Source organism: Lentibacillus sp. JNUCC-1 (assembly GCF_009741735.1).
Classification (GTDB): domain Bacteria; phylum Bacillota; class Bacilli; order Bacillales; family Amphibacillaceae; genus Lentibacillus_B.
Genome location: NZ_WHOH01000001.1, coordinates 575,824 through 594,325 on the forward strand (window position 1 = coordinate 575,824; position 18,502 = coordinate 594,325).

16 protein-coding genes are annotated in these 18,502 nt (G+C 43.7%); 10 read left to right on the forward strand and 6 right to left on the reverse strand.

The window, feature by feature from the left end; translation table 11 throughout:
- Positions 1-19 precede the first annotated feature (19 nt).
- The 3 genes from JNUCC1_RS02760 to opp4C all read left to right on the forward strand — a co-directional run bounded on the left by JNUCC1_RS02760 (position 20) and on the right by opp4C (position 3,861).
- Complete coding sequence (locus JNUCC1_RS02760; protein WP_156643886.1) at positions 20-1,843, forward strand: peptide-binding protein; 1,824 nt, start codon at positions 20-22, stop codon at positions 1,841-1,843.
- 108 nt (positions 1,844-1,951) lie between these two features.
- On the forward strand, positions 1,952-2,920 hold the full coding sequence (locus tag JNUCC1_RS02765) for an ABC transporter permease (protein ID WP_156643893.1): 969 nt from the start codon (positions 1,952-1,954) through the stop codon (positions 2,918-2,920).
- 11 nt (positions 2,921-2,931) lie between these two features.
- Positions 2,932-3,861: an oligopeptide ABC transporter permease gene (opp4C, locus tag JNUCC1_RS02770; protein WP_156643895.1), complete on the forward strand. Its 930-nt coding sequence runs from the start codon at positions 2,932-2,934 to the stop codon at positions 3,859-3,861.
- Positions 3,862-4,453: 592 nt separating this feature from the next.
- Here opp4C and JNUCC1_RS02775 read toward each other — a convergent pair.
- From JNUCC1_RS02775 to JNUCC1_RS02785, 3 genes are read right to left on the reverse strand one after another with little or no spacing between them, the layout of a single operon-like run.
- Positions 4,454-5,677, reverse strand: a complete 1,224-nt coding sequence (locus tag JNUCC1_RS02775; RefSeq protein ID WP_156643897.1) for an amidohydrolase — start codon at positions 5,675-5,677, stop codon at positions 4,454-4,456.
- 18 nt (positions 5,678-5,695) lie between these two features.
- Complete coding sequence (locus JNUCC1_RS02780; RefSeq protein ID WP_156643898.1) at positions 5,696-6,904, reverse strand: amidohydrolase; 1,209 nt, start codon at positions 6,902-6,904, stop codon at positions 5,696-5,698.
- 53 nt (positions 6,905-6,957) lie between these two features.
- The gene (locus JNUCC1_RS02785) at positions 6,958-8,535 is read right to left on the reverse strand and encodes a glutathione ABC transporter substrate-binding protein (protein WP_156643900.1); all 1,578 of its coding nucleotides are present in this window, start codon (positions 8,533-8,535) and stop codon (positions 6,958-6,960) included.
- Positions 8,536-8,770: 235 nt separating this feature from the next.
- Between JNUCC1_RS02785 and JNUCC1_RS02790 the strand changes: the two genes are divergently transcribed.
- From JNUCC1_RS02790 to JNUCC1_RS02820, 7 genes are all read left to right on the forward strand, one after another.
- Positions 8,771-9,628: an ABC transporter permease gene (locus tag JNUCC1_RS02790; RefSeq protein ID WP_442915444.1), complete on the forward strand. Its 858-nt coding sequence runs from the start codon at positions 8,771-8,773 to the stop codon at positions 9,626-9,628.
- 37 nt (positions 9,629-9,665) lie between these two features.
- Entirely contained in the window at positions 9,666-10,586 is a 921-nt protein-coding gene (locus JNUCC1_RS02795) for an ABC transporter permease (RefSeq protein WP_156643904.1), read from the forward strand.
- 13 nt (positions 10,587-10,599) lie between these two features.
- Positions 10,600-11,622, forward strand: a complete 1,023-nt coding sequence (locus tag JNUCC1_RS02800) for an ABC transporter ATP-binding protein (RefSeq protein WP_156643905.1) — start codon at positions 10,600-10,602, stop codon at positions 11,620-11,622.
- Entirely contained in the window at positions 11,594-12,583 is a 990-nt protein-coding gene (locus JNUCC1_RS02805) for an ABC transporter ATP-binding protein (RefSeq protein ID WP_442915412.1), read from the forward strand. Before JNUCC1_RS02800 ends, JNUCC1_RS02805 begins: the two co-directional genes overlap by 29 nt.
- A gap of 81 nt (positions 12,584-12,664) precedes the next feature.
- Positions 12,665-13,408 (forward strand): sensor histidine kinase, encoded by a 744-nt coding sequence (locus tag JNUCC1_RS02810; protein ID WP_197431603.1) that lies wholly within the window; start codon positions 12,665-12,667, stop codon positions 13,406-13,408.
- Between the two features lie 2 nt (positions 13,409-13,410).
- Entirely contained in the window at positions 13,411-14,097 is a 687-nt protein-coding gene (locus JNUCC1_RS02815; protein ID WP_156643910.1) for a response regulator, read from the forward strand.
- Positions 14,097-15,404, forward strand: coding sequence for a hypothetical protein (locus tag JNUCC1_RS02820; RefSeq protein WP_156643912.1), 1,308 nt, complete (start codon positions 14,097-14,099; stop codon positions 15,402-15,404). The genes JNUCC1_RS02815 and JNUCC1_RS02820 overlap by 1 nt, the downstream gene beginning before the upstream one ends.
- A 63-nt stretch (positions 15,405-15,467) precedes the next feature.
- Here JNUCC1_RS02820 and JNUCC1_RS02825 read toward each other — a convergent pair whose 3' ends face one another.
- From JNUCC1_RS02825 to JNUCC1_RS02835, 3 genes are all read right to left on the reverse strand, one after another.
- On the reverse strand, positions 15,468-17,063 hold the full coding sequence (locus JNUCC1_RS02825; protein WP_156643914.1) for a glutathione ABC transporter substrate-binding protein: 1,596 nt from the start codon (positions 17,061-17,063) through the stop codon (positions 15,468-15,470).
- A gap of 128 nt (positions 17,064-17,191) precedes the next feature.
- Positions 17,192-17,752, reverse strand: coding sequence for a DUF420 domain-containing protein (locus JNUCC1_RS02830; protein ID WP_156643916.1), 561 nt, complete (start codon positions 17,750-17,752; stop codon positions 17,192-17,194).
- 122 nt (positions 17,753-17,874) lie between these two features.
- Positions 17,875-18,480: a class D sortase gene (locus JNUCC1_RS02835; RefSeq protein ID WP_156643918.1), complete on the reverse strand. Its 606-nt coding sequence runs from the start codon at positions 18,478-18,480 to the stop codon at positions 17,875-17,877.
- Positions 18,481-18,502 lie beyond the last annotated feature (22 nt).

Consider the following 18,502-nt stretch of genomic DNA (forward strand, 5'->3'; position numbering starts at 1 on the left):
AAAAAGGGGAATTACATTGATGAAACGTTTCAGATTGGGATTTATTCTGTTTGTCCTATTGTTTGCGTTCGCATTCCTGCTCGCCGCATGCAGTGATGACACAACTAGTGATGATGGTGGCACAGCGAACGATGGTGATCAAACAGAAAATAACGGCGGTAATAATGATGACGGGAACAATGAAGAACCTGCAAATGACGAACCACAGATGGGTGGCACAATTACAGGTGCTATGGATACTGCCCCATCCGGTGTCTTCAACCCGATATTCTACGAGGAAGCGTATGAAGCGAATATCATAGATTTTACACACGAAGGCCTTCTTAGTCAGAATAAGGATCTGGAATTTATCGAAGGTCTCGCAACCGACTGGACAATTAACGACGATCAGACAGAAATCACTCTGACCCTCACAGAAGGTGTTACATGGCATGACGGCGAACCTTTTACTGCTGAAGACGTTGTGTTTACGTATGAGTCTATCGCGAGCCCTGGCTATATTGAAGCTGGCGGTGTCAGACAGGAATACGCAAATAAACTCGTTGGCTATGAAGCATTCGAAGGCGGCGAAACTGATGAATTTGAAGGCGTTGTTGCAGAAGACGATCTTACAGTCACATTCAAGTTTGAAGAACCAAACGTCACCATCTTGAAAGATGTTTCGTTCCCGATCGTTCCAAAACACGTTTTTGAAGATGTGCCGATTGAAGAAGTGCCTGAGCATGAGGCGACACTCGATCCCGGCAAGGTCATCGGAACTGGTCCTTTCAAGTTCACAGAAATGCTTGAGCGCGAGCAGTACGTCCTGGAAAAGAACCCTGATTACTGGCAAGGCGAACCATATCTTGACAAAATTGTTTGGCGTATCGTTGACCAGGCTGTAATGCTCGGCTTACTTGAAAAAGGCGAAATTGACTTTATTGCTGATCCAAACGGGGTCCCGCCTGCTGACTTTGAAGATGTGGAAGGCATGGATCACGTTGAGATCATTGAACAAACAGACTTTGGTTATCAGCTGATGGGCTTCAAGATGAATCACCGTACAGCTGACGATGTAGAGTCGGGCGCACTTGAACCTGATAACTGGGTTGAAAACGAAGATATGAATGAGCAGCTTGTTCGTCAGGCTATGGCATATGCGGTTGACCGTGAAGCGATTGTAAGTGAACTCTTGATGGGTCACGGAACAGTCATTAACGCACCAATTGCACAACAGTTCTGGGCGTATGACGGGGACGCTGTAACAAATTACACATTTGACCAGGAAAAATCTGAAGAATTGCTTGACGAGGCGGGTTACGTCGATACAAACGATGACGGTTTCCGCGAAACACCAGATGGCGAAGAATGGGTTGTTAACCTGAACTATCCGACTGGCAATAAATTACGTGAGCGTGTTGCGCCGATCCTGGCAGACTTCTTTGAACAAGTCGGGATTAAGATGGATCTGAGACAGCCGAAAGAAATGTCAGCTTACGTTGAGGATTTAACCAATGACAACACAGACTGGGATCTGTATCTGATTGGTTGGAGCCTCGGCAGCGGCGACCCTGATCCATCAGGGTTGTGGACTACAAAAGCCGGCTACAACTTCTCACGCTGGAACAATCCGGATTCTGACCAGCTGATATCGGATGCTATGAAAGCACCTGAAGCATTTGAACAGTCCTATCGTGCAGAAAAATATTCAGAGTGGCAGTCTCTCTACTCTGAAGATTTGCCAGCATTGCTGTTGTTTGCACAAAATAAGATCTATGCACACAACAAAAACTTGAACGGCGTTGATCCAATGCCATATTCCATGATCAACGATCCACACCTATGGTGGTTGACTCAAGAATAACATCCGTATGTACTGTTAAACGAAAGCGTGCGGTGCTCGCCGCATGCTTTTGTTTTAACAAATTGTACGATAAAACCACCAGCTGAAAGGATCAAAGGGGGTAGATCCATGTACCAATACATCATCCGCCGTACACTCGTCTTTATTCCAATGCTTTTTGCTTTGACCATCATCGTGTTTGGCCTTGCACAACTGGCGCCTGGAGATGCTCTAACAGGCAAATCTCTGGCAGATCCTGATGTTGATCCGGAGGTGTACGAGCGGCAGCGTGAAGAGCTCGGTTTGAATGACCCGATCCCTGTTCAATACGGACGCTGGATTACAAATGTAGCCAAGGGAGACCTCGGTAAATCGCTCGTATTTAATGGACGCTCTGTCACGGAACTCATCAAAGCTCGTTTTGCCAACACGCTTTACTTAGGTTTATTTTCCTTGATCATTACGATTATAGTGGCGATACCCATCGGCATATACTCAGCCAAACACCCCTATTCTCTTCTGGATTACGGTGCCACAGGATTCGGGTTCTTGGGACTGGCCATACCCAACTTTTTCTTTGGTTTGATTGCCATTTACATTCTTTCAATCAAGCTCGGTTGGTTCCCTGCACAGGGTACGTTGGATGCGCCTGGTATGACAGGTTTTGAAGCTTTATTCAGCCGATTGCATCACATGGTTCTCCCAGGCATAACACTTGGTTTAGCCGGAACTGCGACCTATATGCGTTATATGCGTTCTGAAGTACTCGATGTTCTTGGCAGCGACTATATCCGCACAGCGCGGGCAAAAGGCATGTCTGATAGTGATGTGCTGTATAAACATACTTTAAGAAATGCGCTGATCCCGATCATTACGCTGATGGGCTTTGAAGTCGGAATGCTCTTGAGTGGTGCGGTTATTACTGAACAAGTGTTTCAATATCCGGGACTTGGCACTTTATTTTTAAGTTCCGTTGTTAACCGGGACTTCCCTGTTGTTATGGCTATTGCAATGTTATTGGGTATCTTGATTCTTGTCGGCAACCTGCTGGCAGACATATTTTACAGTATCATCGATCCCAGAATTCGCTATGATTGAGGTGAGCGTATATGCAGTCGACCCAGCACGAACCGGCATCGTATCAAACAGAGCCGGAGCATCACCCAAAAGAAGAACAACATAAAAGCAGAAGCCCCTTTCAACTGGCCCTGCGCCGTTTTATGACCAATAAACTGGCCGTAATCAGTGTGTTCGTATTGGTTGCAATCATTATGCTATGTGTTCTCGCACCACTTTTCACCGAACACGATCCAGAGAAGACGAACCTGTTGAAAATTGAAAAGCATCCTGACGAGGAACATATCCTGGGAACAAATGGACAAGGTCAGGATAACTTTTCCAGACTACTGTATGGCGGACGCATATCGTTGATTGTCGGCTTCAGTGCCATGATCTTCACTCTGGTAATCGGCGTCATTCTTGGATCTTTGGCTGGTTACTACGGTAAAATTGTCGATAGTATCATTATGCGTGCCGCAGACATTATGCTGATGTTGCCTTTTCTCGTACTTGCTTTGACCATTATGGCGATTGTCGAACGCGTGACCATTCCGTTTTTTGTCACGATCATCGCGCTGACAACATGGCCGAACCTGACCCGGATCATTAGAGGCACTTATCTATCCTTGAGGGAACAGGAATTTGTGCTTGGCGCGCGTGCCATTGGTGCCAGAGATTCACGGATTGTATTCAAACATTTTATCCCGAACGCGATTGGTCCAATTGTGGTTAACGCGACTTTAATGATGGCCAGTTACATCATCATTGAATCTGGTCTCAGCTTTATTGGCTTCGGAATTCCACAGCCAACACCAACATGGGGCAACATGATTTCCGAAGCGCAAAACGTCCGCATCCTGCGCGACCACCCAGAAGCCTGGATCCCACCCGGCCTTGGCATACTCATCACAGTCCTCGCCATCAACTTCATAGGCGACGGCTTAAGAGACGCCTTTGACCCGAAAAGCTCAAGGCGATAATAAACAAACCACCGGCATAGGAAAAACTGCATTTAAAAATAAACATCGAGTATCTGCCAAATATGGTAGATACTCCATGTTTTTTATAAGGGATTTAGTATCTAGTAGACACAAACTGCGAACTAGAGAAAACTCGAATCAAATATTTTAGAAGAAACCTCACTTACTTAACGAGAAGGACACTAACCATCACAATGAGAGTACCGTGATTTGCGCTGCGGAAAGACCACCGCTGTGGGGTCTTCGGACTCGTGCTGTTCCCGCAGGAGTCGACTTCCCTCCGCTCCAATCACTCTATGTAATTCAGTGGCTAGGACGGTTCTACTCACATAAGAGTTAGAAAATAACCTCTCATACCTAGCTCGGGGAAAACACGGAGACTCCCGTGGGAGCAAAAGCCTAGATGAGACCCCGGAGCGCGCAGCGCGAGGAGGCTCATCAGCGCCCACTGGACGCGGAGTGTTTTCCCCGAGCGGTTGCCAGAAGCAGTCATAAGTTAGTTCGCAGTTTACTTTTATTATGCCTTAAAAGCATCAATATTTTAAGCAACTACTATACTAGAATACCATTCTCTGTTATTGTTTCATATCCATCAGGTTAGAGAACCTGACACGATTTTACCTGCTTTCATGACGGCTTTGCGCTCGGGTCTGCGGGCGACAAGTTCTGCTGATGAAGCCACATCTGCAAATACAAAATCTGCTGCATCACCATTATTGGGCCATTGTTTATTCCCTTGCCCATCAAGTGGCGTTACACCGCCCGTACACCACTTCAGAGCCTTTCGTAAGCTTGCTTCATCCTTCATCCCGGACATTTCACAAAAACGGGTTGCTTTTTCCAAAACATCGCCCGTACCGAATGGGCCCCAAGAATCATAAAAACCATCACAACCAAAATGGACACCAACACCAGCAGAATCGAGAAGCTGTATCGGTGGCAAGGTCGCTGTTAAAGGAATTGTGGACATAACATCCATTCCCTGTTTTGCCATGCGGCTGGCGATTTTCTCCTGAGCAGGGAGCGGCACATCCCCAAGTGAGAAAGCATGGCTGGCTGCTGTGCGGTCTTTCCAGCCGGCATCTTCAACCAAGTCAAGCCATTTTTCAATTGTATACCAGCCAACATGGCCACCGTCATGAATATGAATATCGACGTCGGCGTCAAATTCAGCTGCTAGATCCATTGTCGAATGCAATGATTTTTCCACCGCTCCGTCAATACCGGCCGGGTCCAGCCCGCCGACCATAGTGGCCCCGTTTCGCATGGCTTCTTTCATAAGACTGGGAACTTCGTCATTCAATAGACCATGCTGTGGAAAGGCAATCACGTCAGCCGTCACAGCACCTTTATGTTTGTCAAGTGCAGCGAGCACCCCTTCCAAATTATCAAGACCGATATATGGGTCAATATTAACATGGGTGCGGATATGTGTTGAACCATACGACAACAATGTCTGTATCATTAAGTCTGCACGCATTTCTGCTGTTTTAGCGAGCTCCTTTAATTCACGTGCTTCCATCTCTAATCGTTCTTTGAGATTGTTAACAGGGATCGGTGCTTTCCAGCCCACTCCCATATAGGTCTTATCGAGGTGGTTGTGCATTTCTTTAAAGGCTGGAACTGCCAGATTGCCCTTCGCATCAACTGTTTCACCAGTATGCTCCGGTAAATCTTCCTTGGCAGAAATTTGCTGCACGATCTTCCCATCTTCTATTTTTAAATGAAATAGGTCAGTCGATGTATATGTGTAGTTGTCTTCGTCGGTATATGAACCCGTTTCCAGTTTGACATTTAATAACCATGTTGCAGTCATGTTCAAAGCCCCTTCCCTTTACCCAGATATTTTCTTTCCGCCTGATACGGTGTATTTGATTGGCTTGCGGCGTGCTATAGCTTCAGCAGAAGAAACGGCATCCATCAGCACAAGGTTCGCTTGATCGCCTTTTTTCGGCCATACGTATTCACCGGTTGCATTCAATGGTGTAATGCCGCCACTTGCGTATTTCCAAACCTGACCAAGACCTTGTTCATCTGAAATCCTGAACCGCTCTGCCAAAACACTCAACTTTTCTACTGTATTGCCCGTTCCAAATGGACTCCAGTGATCTGTCAAACTATCATGACCAACAGAAACCTCGATTCCATGATTGTCGAGAGTGGGAATGGGAATAGTTGGGCGATCAATCGGTACGGTTGTTGTGACGTCAATTCCAGCTGCTTTCAGAGTATCCATCATGTCCTCAAGCGGTTTGCCATCAATATCCCCAAGAGCAATGGCATGGCTGATGGTTACACGTCCTTCGAGCCCATGCTGATGCGTCAGGGCCGCGACTTTCTCAAAGTTGTAAAACCCGAGTGTGTCTTTATCATGTAAATGGATATCCACTCCGGCATTGGCCTCTGCTGCAATGTCGAAAGTCAGTTCAAGTGATTTGTCCAGATCCAGATCAACTGTTGCTGGATCAACACCGCCAACATGGGTCGCACCCATCTTCATAGCTTCCCGCATGATCGCTTCAGAATTTGACCTCAGTAAGCCATGTTGCGGGAAGGCCACAATTTCATATGTGATTTGATCTTCATATTTTTTCAGCACCTTAATGGTTGCTTTAAGATTTTCCAGTCCAATAACCGGCACAATGTTGCAATGTGTGCGGATATGCGTATGGCCTTGATCAATCAAGTGTTTCACCATAATTTCTGCGCGTTCCTCAACTTTATCAAGCTGTTTCGGCAAAAGGTCCTCTTCTTCTTCTATTCTTGTCAAAATCCCTTTCGTAATCGGCTTACATGCCTTCCACGGACCGCCAAAGTACGTTTTATCAATATGGATATGCATTTCCCGTAAGCTTGGCAGACAAAGAGCCCCTTCAGCATCAAGTGTCTCCGTTTCATTGACAGGCTCTATGTGGTCAGCAATATCTGTGATCACACCATTTTCAATGCGAATGTCTTTTTGTGCAGTTTCTGTTGTGGCCGGCTGCTTATTCTTGTTCAAACCTGTTTCGAGGCGAACATTTTTCAGTAATAGATTCCCCATTTTTACCCTCCAATTTCCAAAGGGAGAGAATAACTCTCCCCCTGGTACTTGATTTACTTTGTTAAGGTTGCTTCATTGATGTCCAAATACCCAACAGGTGTCACTTTGAAGTTTTGCACTGCCTCATTTGCTGCGGCAAGCTGCTCGTAATTGCGAATCGGAACGTACACAGCATCTTCCAGTTCTATTTGTTGTGTTTTTTCATAGATTTTGTCTCTTTTTTCCTGATCGGATGTGGCTCGTCCCTTTTCTATTAACTGGTCGACCTCATCATTCGAATAGAAGAAAGTGTTGCCTGCAGAACCGTGTGAATCTGTGTGGAAGAGGTTGTACTGGTTATAGTCCCCATCACCTGTCGCATTTCCCCAACCGCTGATAAACATATCATTCTTTCCTTTATCCAATGATTCTATAAATGAACCGTACTCCAATACTTGAATGTTAACATTCAGACCAATCCCTTTCAATTGCGACTGAATGACTTCAGCCATGTCAACACGCTCTTTACGATCATTGGTAATAAGAGTGATCTCTTTCGATGTATCAAACCCACTCTCTTTCACAAGGTCTTTTGCTTTATTAAGATCATAGTCATATGGTGTGGCATTTTCACTATAGCCGATCACATTTGGACTCATAGCTGAATTGGCAAGTGTGCCGACGTCATTGTAAATTCCTTCTATAATCGCTTCTCTTTCAATTGCATGGCTGACAGCTTTACGCAATTTCACATCATCAAAAATGTCTGATTCAACATTAAAACCAAGAAACTCTACTGCCAGGCCCTCAACACGCTCAATTCTCATATTATCTGCACTTTCGACCCGTTCAATATCATTGACGGGCACCTGGTCAGAAATGTGGGCTTCCCCTGTTTCGAGCATCGCCAGTCGAGTGGCATCTTCAGGTACAACTTCAAAAACGACTTTAGAGACATTGGCCTCTTCACCCCAGTAGTCATCGTTTTTCACGAGTGTGATATCCTGGCCGGAATTCCAATTCTCAAACTTGAATGGACCCGTTCCATTTGGTTTCTTTGACAAAGAATCCGGATCGTTTTCCAATATTTCAGGGTTCAAAATACTTGCTTCCTGACTCGACAGGATAGACAACAGCGGTGCATATGGTTCTGACAGAAGCAGCTGAACGGTGGAATCATCAACGACTTTAACTTCTTCAATCATACTGATCTTGTCTCTTTGTGGAGAACCTGTTTCAGGATCAAGCAGTCTGTCATAGGTTGCTTTCACCGCATCTGCATTAAATGGGGTCCCGTCATGGAAAGTAACATCTTTCTGTAATTTAAATTCCCATGTTGTATCATCCAATTGATCCCAGGATTCAGCCAGCTTTGGCACAATATTCATCTCCTGATCAAATTCGACGAGGGTTTCATACACCTTACCGTGCAGGACGTTGGCAGTTTTGATATTCGTTATAAAGTGCGGATCCATATTAGTGGCATCAGATTGCATGGCTATTTTAAGTGTGCCGCCCTTTTTTTCCGCTGCCTTTTCGCCCGAATCACCTTTAGCCTCAGTATCTCCCCCACCTGTTGAACAGGCACTCATCAGTAAAATACTGAGCAGCACCACCATCATTGCTGCGTTATACATGAATCTTCTTTTCATTTACCCCACTCCTTTATGATGTTTTATGAAGCTTATCAAATAGTATAAATTATTTCCCGAGACTTTTTTTGCAAAATATTTACCTTGTTTACAAAGATTTTTACAATTGTAAATAAAGCAATTGCAATTACCTCATAACTCTTCTATCTTTAATTATACTTACTTTTCAAATTCAATTAAGGAGGCTTACAAGATGGATGTATCCATACAAGAGGTCAAACAATCGTTTGTGCAAATGCGGAAGGAACGACGCAAAGAAAAATTTACAGCGTTTTTTGAGAAGCTTTTTAAAAACAAAATCGCTGTTGCAGGCGGGGTACTGCTGATCTTTTACGCTTTTGTAGCGATATTTGCACCTTATATCGCGCCATATGATCCATTTGAAATCAGTTTAACAAACAAATTGCAACCCCCTTCTATAGAACATTGGATGGGAACTGATGATAAAGGACGCGATATTTTAAGCAGAATTATTCACGGATCACGATTATCGATGGGCATTGGAATTGCAGCGGTATTATTTGGAGCTTTCTTTGGAATCATTATGGGACTGCTTGCAGGTTATTACGGCGGATGGGTGGATGCTGTTTTAAGCCGGATGCTTGATGTCATGCTCGCCTTTCCGGGAATTCTGCTTGCTTTAGCCATCATCAGTGCGCTTGGTCCTGGATTAATTAACGTAACCATCGCCGTTGGAATCTTTTCAGTCCCTCTTTTCGGAAGAATCGCCCGAGGCTCGACAATGGAAGTCAAAAATATGGAATATATAGAAGCTGTTCGATCATTGGGCGGAAATGACTTCATTATTATGTTCAGACATATCTTCCCAAATATTTTATCACCACTGATCGTTCAGGGCACTTTGCGACTCGCCACAGCCATTCTTTCGGCTGCGGGATTATCCTTCCTGGGACTTGGCGCTGCGCCTCCTTCTCCTGAATGGGGAGCCATGCTTTCAAGTGGTCGAGACTTCTTTTTTTCAGCACCTTATATAGCGATCTTCCCTGGCATCACCATAGCACTTCTGGTCATGGGTTTTAATTTATTTGGTGACGGGCTGAGAGACGCGCTTGATCCGCGGATGAAATCTTAATATGTAAGTGACAAGAAAACTAAAGGAGGTCTCCACAATGTTGTTATTTATTGTAAAACGTTTATTCCAAACCATCCCGGTTATCTTCGGTGTGACACTTGTTGTCTTTTTGATCATGCAGATGGTTCCTGGAGATACTGCACAAGTCCTGGCTGGAGAGGGCGCATCACAGGAAACCGTTGAGAAACTTCGTGATGAGTATGGATTAAATGATCCTTTGCATATTCAGTATTTTGATTATATAAAAGGGCTGCTTCAAGGAGATATGGGCCATTCATTGAAAAACGAACGGCCTGTCATCGATGAAATCATGGTGCGATTACCTATTTCTGTTGAATTAGCGGTCTATGCGACATTTGTAACCATCATATTTGGGATCACTGCAGGCATTATTTCAGCTGTACGGCCCTATTCCGCTTCAGATATGACAGTCATGGTGGTTGCCCTTTTGGGTATTTCCTTTCCAAGCTTTTGGCTGGGCATGATTCTGATCTTCATCTTTTCGGTTGAACTGCATTGGCTGCCTGTATCAGGGTGGGACAGCATTCAACATATGATCCTTCCCGTACTTGCCCTTGGGACAGCAGGGGCTGCTATTGTTGCACGTATGACGCGGTCAAGCATGCTGGAGGTTGTCAGACAGGATTACATTCGGACCGCTAAAGCAAAAGGCATTAAAAACTATTTGGTCATTTACAAGCATACTTTAAGAAATGCCTTAATTCCCGTCATTACCGTTGTCGGTCTGCAGTTTGGGGCATTGCTCGGCGGAACTGTTCTGATTGAATCTGTTTTTGCCATTAACGGGTTGGGGAGATTGATTCTCGAATCGATCAGAATGCGTGACCTTCCGATGGTACAAGGCGGTGTACTCGTTGCTTCTTTGATTTTTGTTATCGTTAATCTGTTTGTAGATGTGTTATATAAATTCTTCAACCGCAGAATTGATCTTAATTAAGGGGGACTGAATCATGTCTGAGAAACTTCTTGAAATTGATGGGTTAAAAACATACTTCCACTCAAAAAAAGGTGTCGGACGCGTGGTAGACGGCATTGATCTGACTGTATATAAAGGAGAAACACTCGGTATTGTAGGAGAATCCGGCTGTGGGAAAAGCATGACTTCCCTTTCGATCATGCAGTTGATTCCCGAACCCGGCAAAATTGTAAACGGCTCGATCAAACTTAATGGTGATGATCTTGTAAAAAAGACAGAAAAACAAATGGAAAAAATCCGCGGGAATCAAATTTCAATGATATTTCAGGAACCGATGACGTCGTTAAATCCGGTCATCAGTGTTGGCGAACAAATAGCTGAAACCATTCGTGCCCACCAACCTGTCAGCCGCAAAGAAGCTAAAAGAAAAAGCGTGGAAATGCTGCAGCTCGTCGGGATCCCATCTCCTGAAGAGCGGGCCAAGCAAGACCCGTATCAATTGAGCGGAGGTATGCGTCAACGGGTTGTGATTGCTATGGCTCTGGCTTGCAATCCAGAGCTGCTGATTGCAGACGAACCTACCACAGCACTGGACGTGACGATTCAATCACAAATCATCAAATTGATGAAACAACTGCAAAAAAATCTCAATATGGCGGTTCTATTCATTACACACGACTTAGGCGTCGTAGCCGAATCATGTGACCGCGTGGCTGTGATGTATGCCGGAGAAATCGTCGAAAAGTCAACGACCGCCGAATTGTTTAACAAGCCGAAACATCCTTATACAAGAGGGCTGCTTGACTCTCTACCTAAAATCAATGAGGTTCAAGAGGAACTGACACCCATGAAGGGAAATATCCCTAGCCCGCTTACCGAGCATACTGGCTGCAAATTCGCTGAGAGGTGTCCAATGGCAACCGAGATTTGCTTTCAATTACATCCGCCATTAACCGATTACCATAATGGCAGTTATCAGGTCAGATGTTTTCATTATCATGAATCAGACGTCAGAAAGGATGAGATCCATGCAGAGAGCACCCCAGCCCATTCTTGAGGTTTCCAATCTGAAACAATATTTCCCGGTAAAAAAAGAAAAAATTACTGAGAAGAAACGCTATGTGCAAGCCGTTGATGATATTTCATTTACAATCGATGCCGGTACAACCGTCAGTATTGTCGGCGAATCAGGGTGTGGAAAGTCTACGACCGGCCGCGCCATTTTAAGGCTCGATGATCCGACTTCAGGAACCATTGAATATAAAGGTAAAGACATTGCTTCGTTAAAGAAAAGAGAATTAAAGACATTACGCGGCGATATTCAGGTTATTTTCCAGGACCCTTTTGCTTCTCTGAACCCGCGTCGTACCATTAGACAGATGCTGAATGAAGCTATGGCGATTCAAAATGTGATGGATAAAACCAATCGGGAGAAACGCATGCTTGAATTGATGGAGCTCGTTGGCTTACCATATGATTCATTGGAAAGGCTCCCGCACGAGTTCAGCGGCGGGCAGCGACAACGTTTAGGAATTGCCAGAGCGCTTGCGGTTAATCCCAAGTTAATTATATGTGATGAAGCTGTATCAGCTTTGGATGTTTCAGTACAGGCACAAGTATTAAACTTAATGAAAAAACTGCAGCGCGAACTGGATTTAACCTATTTATTTATTTCGCATGACCTCAGCGTAGTAAAACATATCTCAGACAGAGTCATTGTTATGTATCTGGGAAAAGTCGTGGAAATTGCTGATAATGACAAGCTGTTCGCCAACCCCCGACATCCTTATACTAAAGCTTTGTTGTCTGCCATTCCGGTACCGGACGTCAATGTGCAACGAGATGAAATTGAAATTAAAGGAGACGTTCCTTCCCCTATCAATCCGCCTAAAGGATGCAGGTTCCATACGAGGTGTCCTTTTGCAACAGAACATTGCCGAAATGTGGAACCGGAATTAAGAACAATAGATGACCAGCATAAAGTCAGTTGTCATTATGCCGAGGACTTGTCTTTTTAATCAAACAGTGGTAATATATTTAATTAAAAAACGAAAGAAAGATTGCTTATGATCAGCCTTGAGAACCTTTCGTTTTATATTATGATATGTGTATTAGCTCCGCTCATTGGAGCTTTTACCATATTATTTTTATTTATCTTTGAAGAAAAGATGGAAGCTTTGAAGAACGAATCTCGTCAACTTGCGCTCAAGGAAGAATTGCAGCGCAACAAGTTTGAAATTTTGAGCCAAAAGATTCAGCCGCATTTTTTCTTTAATACTTTAAACAGCATCATTGGACTTGCGCGTCTTGATCGTAAACCTGAGTTGATTCATGCGCTTGAAACCTTGTCCAGATTCTTAAAAAGAAAATACATCACCAACCAATCTCTAGCATCCATCGATGAAGAGCTTACGTACACCTCCTATTATCTGGAGATTCAAAAAATGCGTTTCGGAAAAAGGCTTGAAGTAACACAGGCCGTTGATTCTTCCGTTAAACCTATGCTGATTCCAACGTACGTTTTACAAACATTGGTGGAAAACACGTTTAAACACGAGTTTGAAAGATATCCGGGCCCAGCGCTGATTAATATCCATATATTTGCTGAAGCGAATCTCGTACATATGAAAATATGGAACAGTAAATCCGCCCACAGGGAACGACTTGATCATGAAAGAGATGCAAATTCCCGAACAGGCATGGGACTTAAAAATATCAAACAACGGCTCGGTATTTTATTCCCAAACGGCGATCCTCAAGTTCATTTTCTCTCTGATTCAGAAGGTACCACGGTTCACGTTACTTGGCCTATTCAATACGAAGCACCTAAGGGAGGATTCTAAACATGAACATTTTATTGGTTGATGATGAGCAACTGGAGCTGGATCAGCTCGAATATATGTTACAGCAATCTTTTCACCTGCAGACATTCTTTAAGGCTCAAGATGTGTCTGAAGCCTTAACGTATGCAAAAGCCAATACAGTTCATTTAGCCCTCATTGATATCCACCTTCCAGGTCAATCGGGATTTGAACTTGTTAAATGGCTTAAGAACACGCAAAGCCATGTTCACATTGTGATGGTGACAGCCTACCAGTCCTTCGATTATGCCCAAAAAGCACTTCGTCTCAAAGTTGATAATTTCATTACAAAGCCCGTTGTTGAATCTGAACTTATTACAGCTATTAAGCCCTTCACGGTCAACAAGAATCATTCAGAAATCATTCAACAAGTGCTGGATTACATTCATAATCATTTTGACGCGCGTTTAACGCTTGGTGACATTGCTGAAGATATTCATGTGAATCATGCGTATCTAAGCCGGAAATTCAACGAAGAGTTGGAAGTCAGTTTTCCGCATTACCTTAATCAATACCGCATAGAAGCTGCCAAACGCTTAATGAACGAAAAACCGTTCCTTTCTATAGCAGAGGTTTCCGAACAATGTGGTTTTAACAGCCAGCATTATTTCAGCCAGCTTTTCAAAAAAGAACTCGGGGTCAATCCCAGTGCGTTTAGAAAGAGGATTTAATGTTTATGAACCAATATGAGAAAAAGTATGCTGCCCGGCATGCGTCCCTCGGGGCTTCGTTCGGGGTATTAACTTTACTTGCCAGATGGGTCGGTCCCGATACCATCTTTTTTTCTTCAGAGATATTAATGCGTTACGGTCTCTTAGGTATCATCATCTACACACTTTTTCATGCCGCAGCATTTGTTATGTTTGGGTGGGTGGCCCATTCGGCCAAGACAAAATGGCCCGAGAGCTTAACATTAGGCGACATTATTGAACGCAAAACAGAGGGCGTTCAAAGCAACATCCTCATAGCACTAGTTGCTGTTTCCGGTTTATTGATGCTCGCCATACAAGGTTTTATTATTCACCATATGCTTAGTATCCTTTTTGTCATTCCTGTTCCTATTACATTGTTTATTTTTATGCTGTTTTGTTATTTGTATGGCGGGGTTTGGGGCATGCAAGGTATTTTAAAACTGGAGCCGTTCAAGTTGGCCATTATATTTGCCGCTATTATTTTTATTCCAGTCTATGTATTTATACAGCAAGGCATCGAACCCATATATAACGGTCTGAGATTGTACCATCCTTATCTATTATATTGGAAAGATTACAGCAGTCTGTCGTTTTTATTCAGTTCATTTTTACTGGTATTCGGCTTGATCATGATTGACAGAACATCATGGCAGCGGACGTTTATGCTCCAGCACTCAAAGGTCCGGTCCACATTCAGTTTGATGGGGCTTATTTACAGCACCATTCCCCTTGCTATTTTATCCATGCTTATGATTTCATTATCCAATCAGGGTTATGAGCAGGCTGGTGATGTTTTATTCGAACTTATTTACAAGCTCAGCACCTCATTTATTTTAGCGTTATTTGTGACTTTTTGCATCATCATAGCAACAAGTACGGTCGGAGCAGAACTCAATGCTTTAACAATCCTTATCGTCCGGCATTTGTCACCTGCTAAATACAAATCAGATGCGGTTAAATATCAATACAGTTATATCATTTCCGCCTGTATTGCACTTGGCGTCTATATAGCTGGGTTATTTTCAACGCATGCCATTGTGCCTTTGATTTTCTTTAACGGTATGATTGGTGCTGTTATGATTGTGCCTGTATTCATCATTATTTACGGAAAAAAATCCATTAAGTCTCTTGAGATCATCAGCATGTTTTTCGCCCTGGGCATAGGTGTTATGTTCTTCTTTTCAGGCAATTATATAAATGCTATATGGATCAGCTTCTCTGCTTCAGCACTATTGACATTGTTAACATACACCATGAACATGAATTCTTCTAACTCGATAAGTTAGACAAAAAGGACCGGCCTGGCGCAATGCGCCTAGCCGGTCCTTTTTCAAATCGGTATGCTTTCTCTACTCCACTGTCACATCTCTTAAGAACGGGAAGCTACTTGGAAACTGGAAGAATCCATCTACAGAATCCTGCAGGCCGGCAAGCAACACGGAATGATAAAGCGGAACAATGGTTGCCTCGTCTACAATAATCTGCTGTGCTTCTGCATAAAGCTTCTGACGCTCTGCTTCATCTGTTGATTTTCTAGCTTGCTCAAGGAGACTGTCAACCTCGTCATTTTTAAAGAAAGAACGGTTTCCAGAATCGCCTGCGTTCTCTGAGTGGAACATTGGATATAAGCCATAATCTGCATCGAGTGTTACTGTTCCCCAGCTGCCGACGAACATATCAAAGCTTCCGTTCCCAGTCACTTCAAGATAGGCACCGACTTCAGCCATTTCAATTTCAGCCTCAATGCCGATTTTACTCAGCTGAGCTTGAATGTTTTCAGCGATGTCGGAAGTGGTCCGGTCATAGGCAAGAATGGATGTTTTAAAGCCATCTGCATACCCGGCCTCTTCAAGGAGTTTTTTCGCTTGATCCTGATCGAATTCAATAGGCTCAGTATCTTCACTGTAGCCATTCACTGTTGGCGCCAGCGGTCCTTTTGCAGGAAGCGGCACACCCTCAAGGACACCTTCTATCAATTGGTCTTTGTTGATGGCCATGGCAATGGCTTGTCTGACCTTGACATTGTTAAACGGTTCTTTTTCATTGTTCATGCCCAAGTAAGACATGCTGGCACTGTCTGATTCTTTTACATGCATACCTTCAGTATTGTTGATTTGCTCAACGTCATTGGCGTTTACAGGATAAATAATATCGGCAGCGCCTGTTTTAAGCTCAGCGATACGAGCTGAATCCTCTGGCACTGTTTTGAATGTAACCGTGTCAACCTGTGCTTCTTCTCCCCAGTAATCTTCATTCTTCTCCAGTGCCACATATTCGCCATTGACTCTGTCTTTATATTTAAAATAACCTGTTCCAATCGGGTTTTCATTTACAACGGTAAAAGGATCATTTCCTTCGTCAAGTGCATCATAACTTTTTTCGATTAAATCCATGCTGATCATGTGACCGCCTGGATGTGCGAGATGTGAAGGCAACGCTGAAAATGGATATTTTGTTGTAATGTGGACCGTATACTCATCTTCCACTTCTACTGATTCGATCATATCAAACAGGAAAGATAGCGGTGATGCAATATCCGGATCCCGAACTCTGTCAAGGTTTGCTTTGACGACTTCTGCATTCAGCTCAGAGCCGTCATGGAACTTGACCCCTTCTCTGAGTTTCGCTTCCCATACGGTGTCTTCTATTTGCTCAAAACTTTCAGCAAGCCCTGGCTCTATTTCGAGATCTGTATTCATTTGTACGAGCGTATCGTACATCGCATTCATGACGTACAAGGAATTCCCGTCATTGGCTGCGTGCGGATCAAGTGATACTGGATCTGAAGCAAGGTCTACGGTTAAGGTATTGTCCTCACCGCCTCCATTACCGTTATCAGATGTATTCGGTTCTGTGCTATTGTTGTTGCCGCTGCCGTCCCCGGCACAGGCAGATAGCACGATTGCTGCTATGAATAACACAAAGAATCCTTTGATATATTTCATGTTGACCACCCCTTTGAAGTAATGTTCTTTATTTTGTCACACATGATAAATTTTTGCAATACGTATGCCTCCCTGTTTAAGAAGGAAAAACCGGCAAGTCTTTAAGACTAAACCGGTTTTGCTTCAATTTAATAATAAGGGGAGATTAATACATAGACAAGCACACCTGTGAAAGCCACATACAACCAGATTGGCATTGTCCAGCGTGCGATTTTTCTATGTTTCTCAACTTTCATATTCAAGCCTCTGCCAAGTGTGATCAGCGACATGGGTACAATTGCTGCTGCCAGGATAATGTGACTGACCAGCACGAAGTAATAAATCCCTTTTAAGAATCCGTCACCGCCAAAACTCGTTGAGCCTGCCATGGCGTGATAGGTTAAATACGTTACGAAGAAAAGCATCGTCATACCAAATGCACCTAAGATGAAGTTACGATGAGCTTTGATGTTCTTCTTTTTAATCATTATCAATGCGCCGACCAACAGGCAAAATGTTATCCCGTTAAATACAGCGTTCAATAACGGCAAGACAGTCAGATCCACACCAGCAATCGTGCCGTTCGTGCTCCTTGGCAGATAATTGGTTGCTAGAATAACCGCTATGATGACGATCGATAACACCCATATCAACGGGGTATAATTACGTTGTTTTGAATTGGTAGCCTTCAACTTAACCGCCTCTTTCATTAAATAATCCTCTCTCTATAAGGATAGTGATTAACACGACAAAGCGCAATATGAAACAAGCATTCTTTTATGCCATCCAGTAAGATTGTCATAAACTTGCCATATAATATATCTTTTCAGCTTCATTGGGAGGTGTCCTCTTCCTTAATCGGATAGGCATAGGTCACAAATCGGTCAGGTGCACTGCCGACAAAGTCAAATGGATAGCAGGTTGTGACGACCAGCGCTTCTTCACCCATTTTCCGGATCACGGAGGTATCGTTTTCAGGAACGATTTCCGTTTCTCTGATTTCATATGTATAGGTGCCATACGGGGTTTTAACTGTGTACCTGTCACCTATTTCTATTTGATCGAATTGACGGAAGACGGTATCCCGATGGCCGGACAGCACAATTTGTTCATTTTGACCGGGGTAAACGGAATTGGATAAATGTCCTACACCTTGTTTGAGTGCTTCAGCATCTGTTCCTTCCACAATGGGCAGCGTTTTGCCCAGTTTGGGTATTTCCAGTGTGGCAAAAGCAGTACCGTCTTCAGCTTCAAAATCGTAAGGATCGAAAAGGCTGTCACCAATAGGCTGTTCGGCTTTTTTGGCGTATTGTTCTATTGTCTTCTCTGCTTGTTCCAAGGATTGTTTTTGGGCTTTTTCGTGTTCCATATACTGATAGCCAAACACAGCAATCAATATAAGCCCTGCTACAATAAGCAATTGACTGAACAGCTTCATACCCTCACCTCACCCGCGTGTT

Bases quoted from the DNA above. Each gene is read 5' to 3' on its own strand.
- JNUCC1_RS02775 (WP_156643897.1), bottom strand. From the start codon at position 5,677: ATGACTGCAACATGGTTATTAAATGTCAAACTGGAAACGGGTTCATAT.
- JNUCC1_RS02810 (WP_197431603.1), top strand. From the start codon at position 12,665: ATGATATGTGTATTAGCTCCGCTCATTGGAGCTTTTACCATATTATTT.
- opp4C (WP_156643895.1), top strand. From the start codon at position 2,932: ATGCAGTCGACCCAGCACGAACCGGCATCGTATCAAACAGAGCCGGAG.
- JNUCC1_RS02830 (WP_156643916.1), bottom strand. From the start codon at position 17,752: ATGAAAGAGGCGGTTAAGTTGAAGGCTACCAATTCAAAACAACGTAAT.
- JNUCC1_RS02780 (WP_156643898.1), bottom strand. From the start codon at position 6,904: ATGGGGAATCTATTACTGAAAAATGTTCGCCTCGAAACAGGTTTGAAC.
- JNUCC1_RS02835 (WP_156643918.1), bottom strand. From the start codon at position 18,480: ATGAAGCTGTTCAGTCAATTGCTTATTGTAGCAGGGCTTATATTGATT.
- JNUCC1_RS02805 (WP_442915412.1), top strand. From the start codon at position 11,594: ATGCAGAGAGCACCCCAGCCCATTCTTGAGGTTTCCAATCTGAAACAA.
- JNUCC1_RS02800 (WP_156643905.1), top strand. From the start codon at position 10,600: ATGTCTGAGAAACTTCTTGAAATTGATGGGTTAAAAACATACTTCCAC.
- JNUCC1_RS02815 (WP_156643910.1), top strand. From the start codon at position 13,411: ATGAACATTTTATTGGTTGATGATGAGCAACTGGAGCTGGATCAGCTC.
- JNUCC1_RS02820 (WP_156643912.1), top strand. From the start codon at position 14,097: ATGTTTATGAACCAATATGAGAAAAAGTATGCTGCCCGGCATGCGTCC.
- JNUCC1_RS02825 (WP_156643914.1), bottom strand. From the start codon at position 17,063: ATGAAATATATCAAAGGATTCTTTGTGTTATTCATAGCAGCAATCGTG.
- JNUCC1_RS02790 (WP_442915444.1), top strand. From the start codon at position 8,771: ATGCGGAAGGAACGACGCAAAGAAAAATTTACAGCGTTTTTTGAGAAG.
- JNUCC1_RS02760 (WP_156643886.1), top strand. From the start codon at position 20: ATGAAACGTTTCAGATTGGGATTTATTCTGTTTGTCCTATTGTTTGCG.
- JNUCC1_RS02795 (WP_156643904.1), top strand. From the start codon at position 9,666: ATGTTGTTATTTATTGTAAAACGTTTATTCCAAACCATCCCGGTTATC.
- JNUCC1_RS02765 (WP_156643893.1), top strand. From the start codon at position 1,952: ATGTACCAATACATCATCCGCCGTACACTCGTCTTTATTCCAATGCTT.
- JNUCC1_RS02785 (WP_156643900.1), bottom strand. From the start codon at position 8,535: ATGAAAAGAAGATTCATGTATAACGCAGCAATGATGGTGGTGCTGCTC.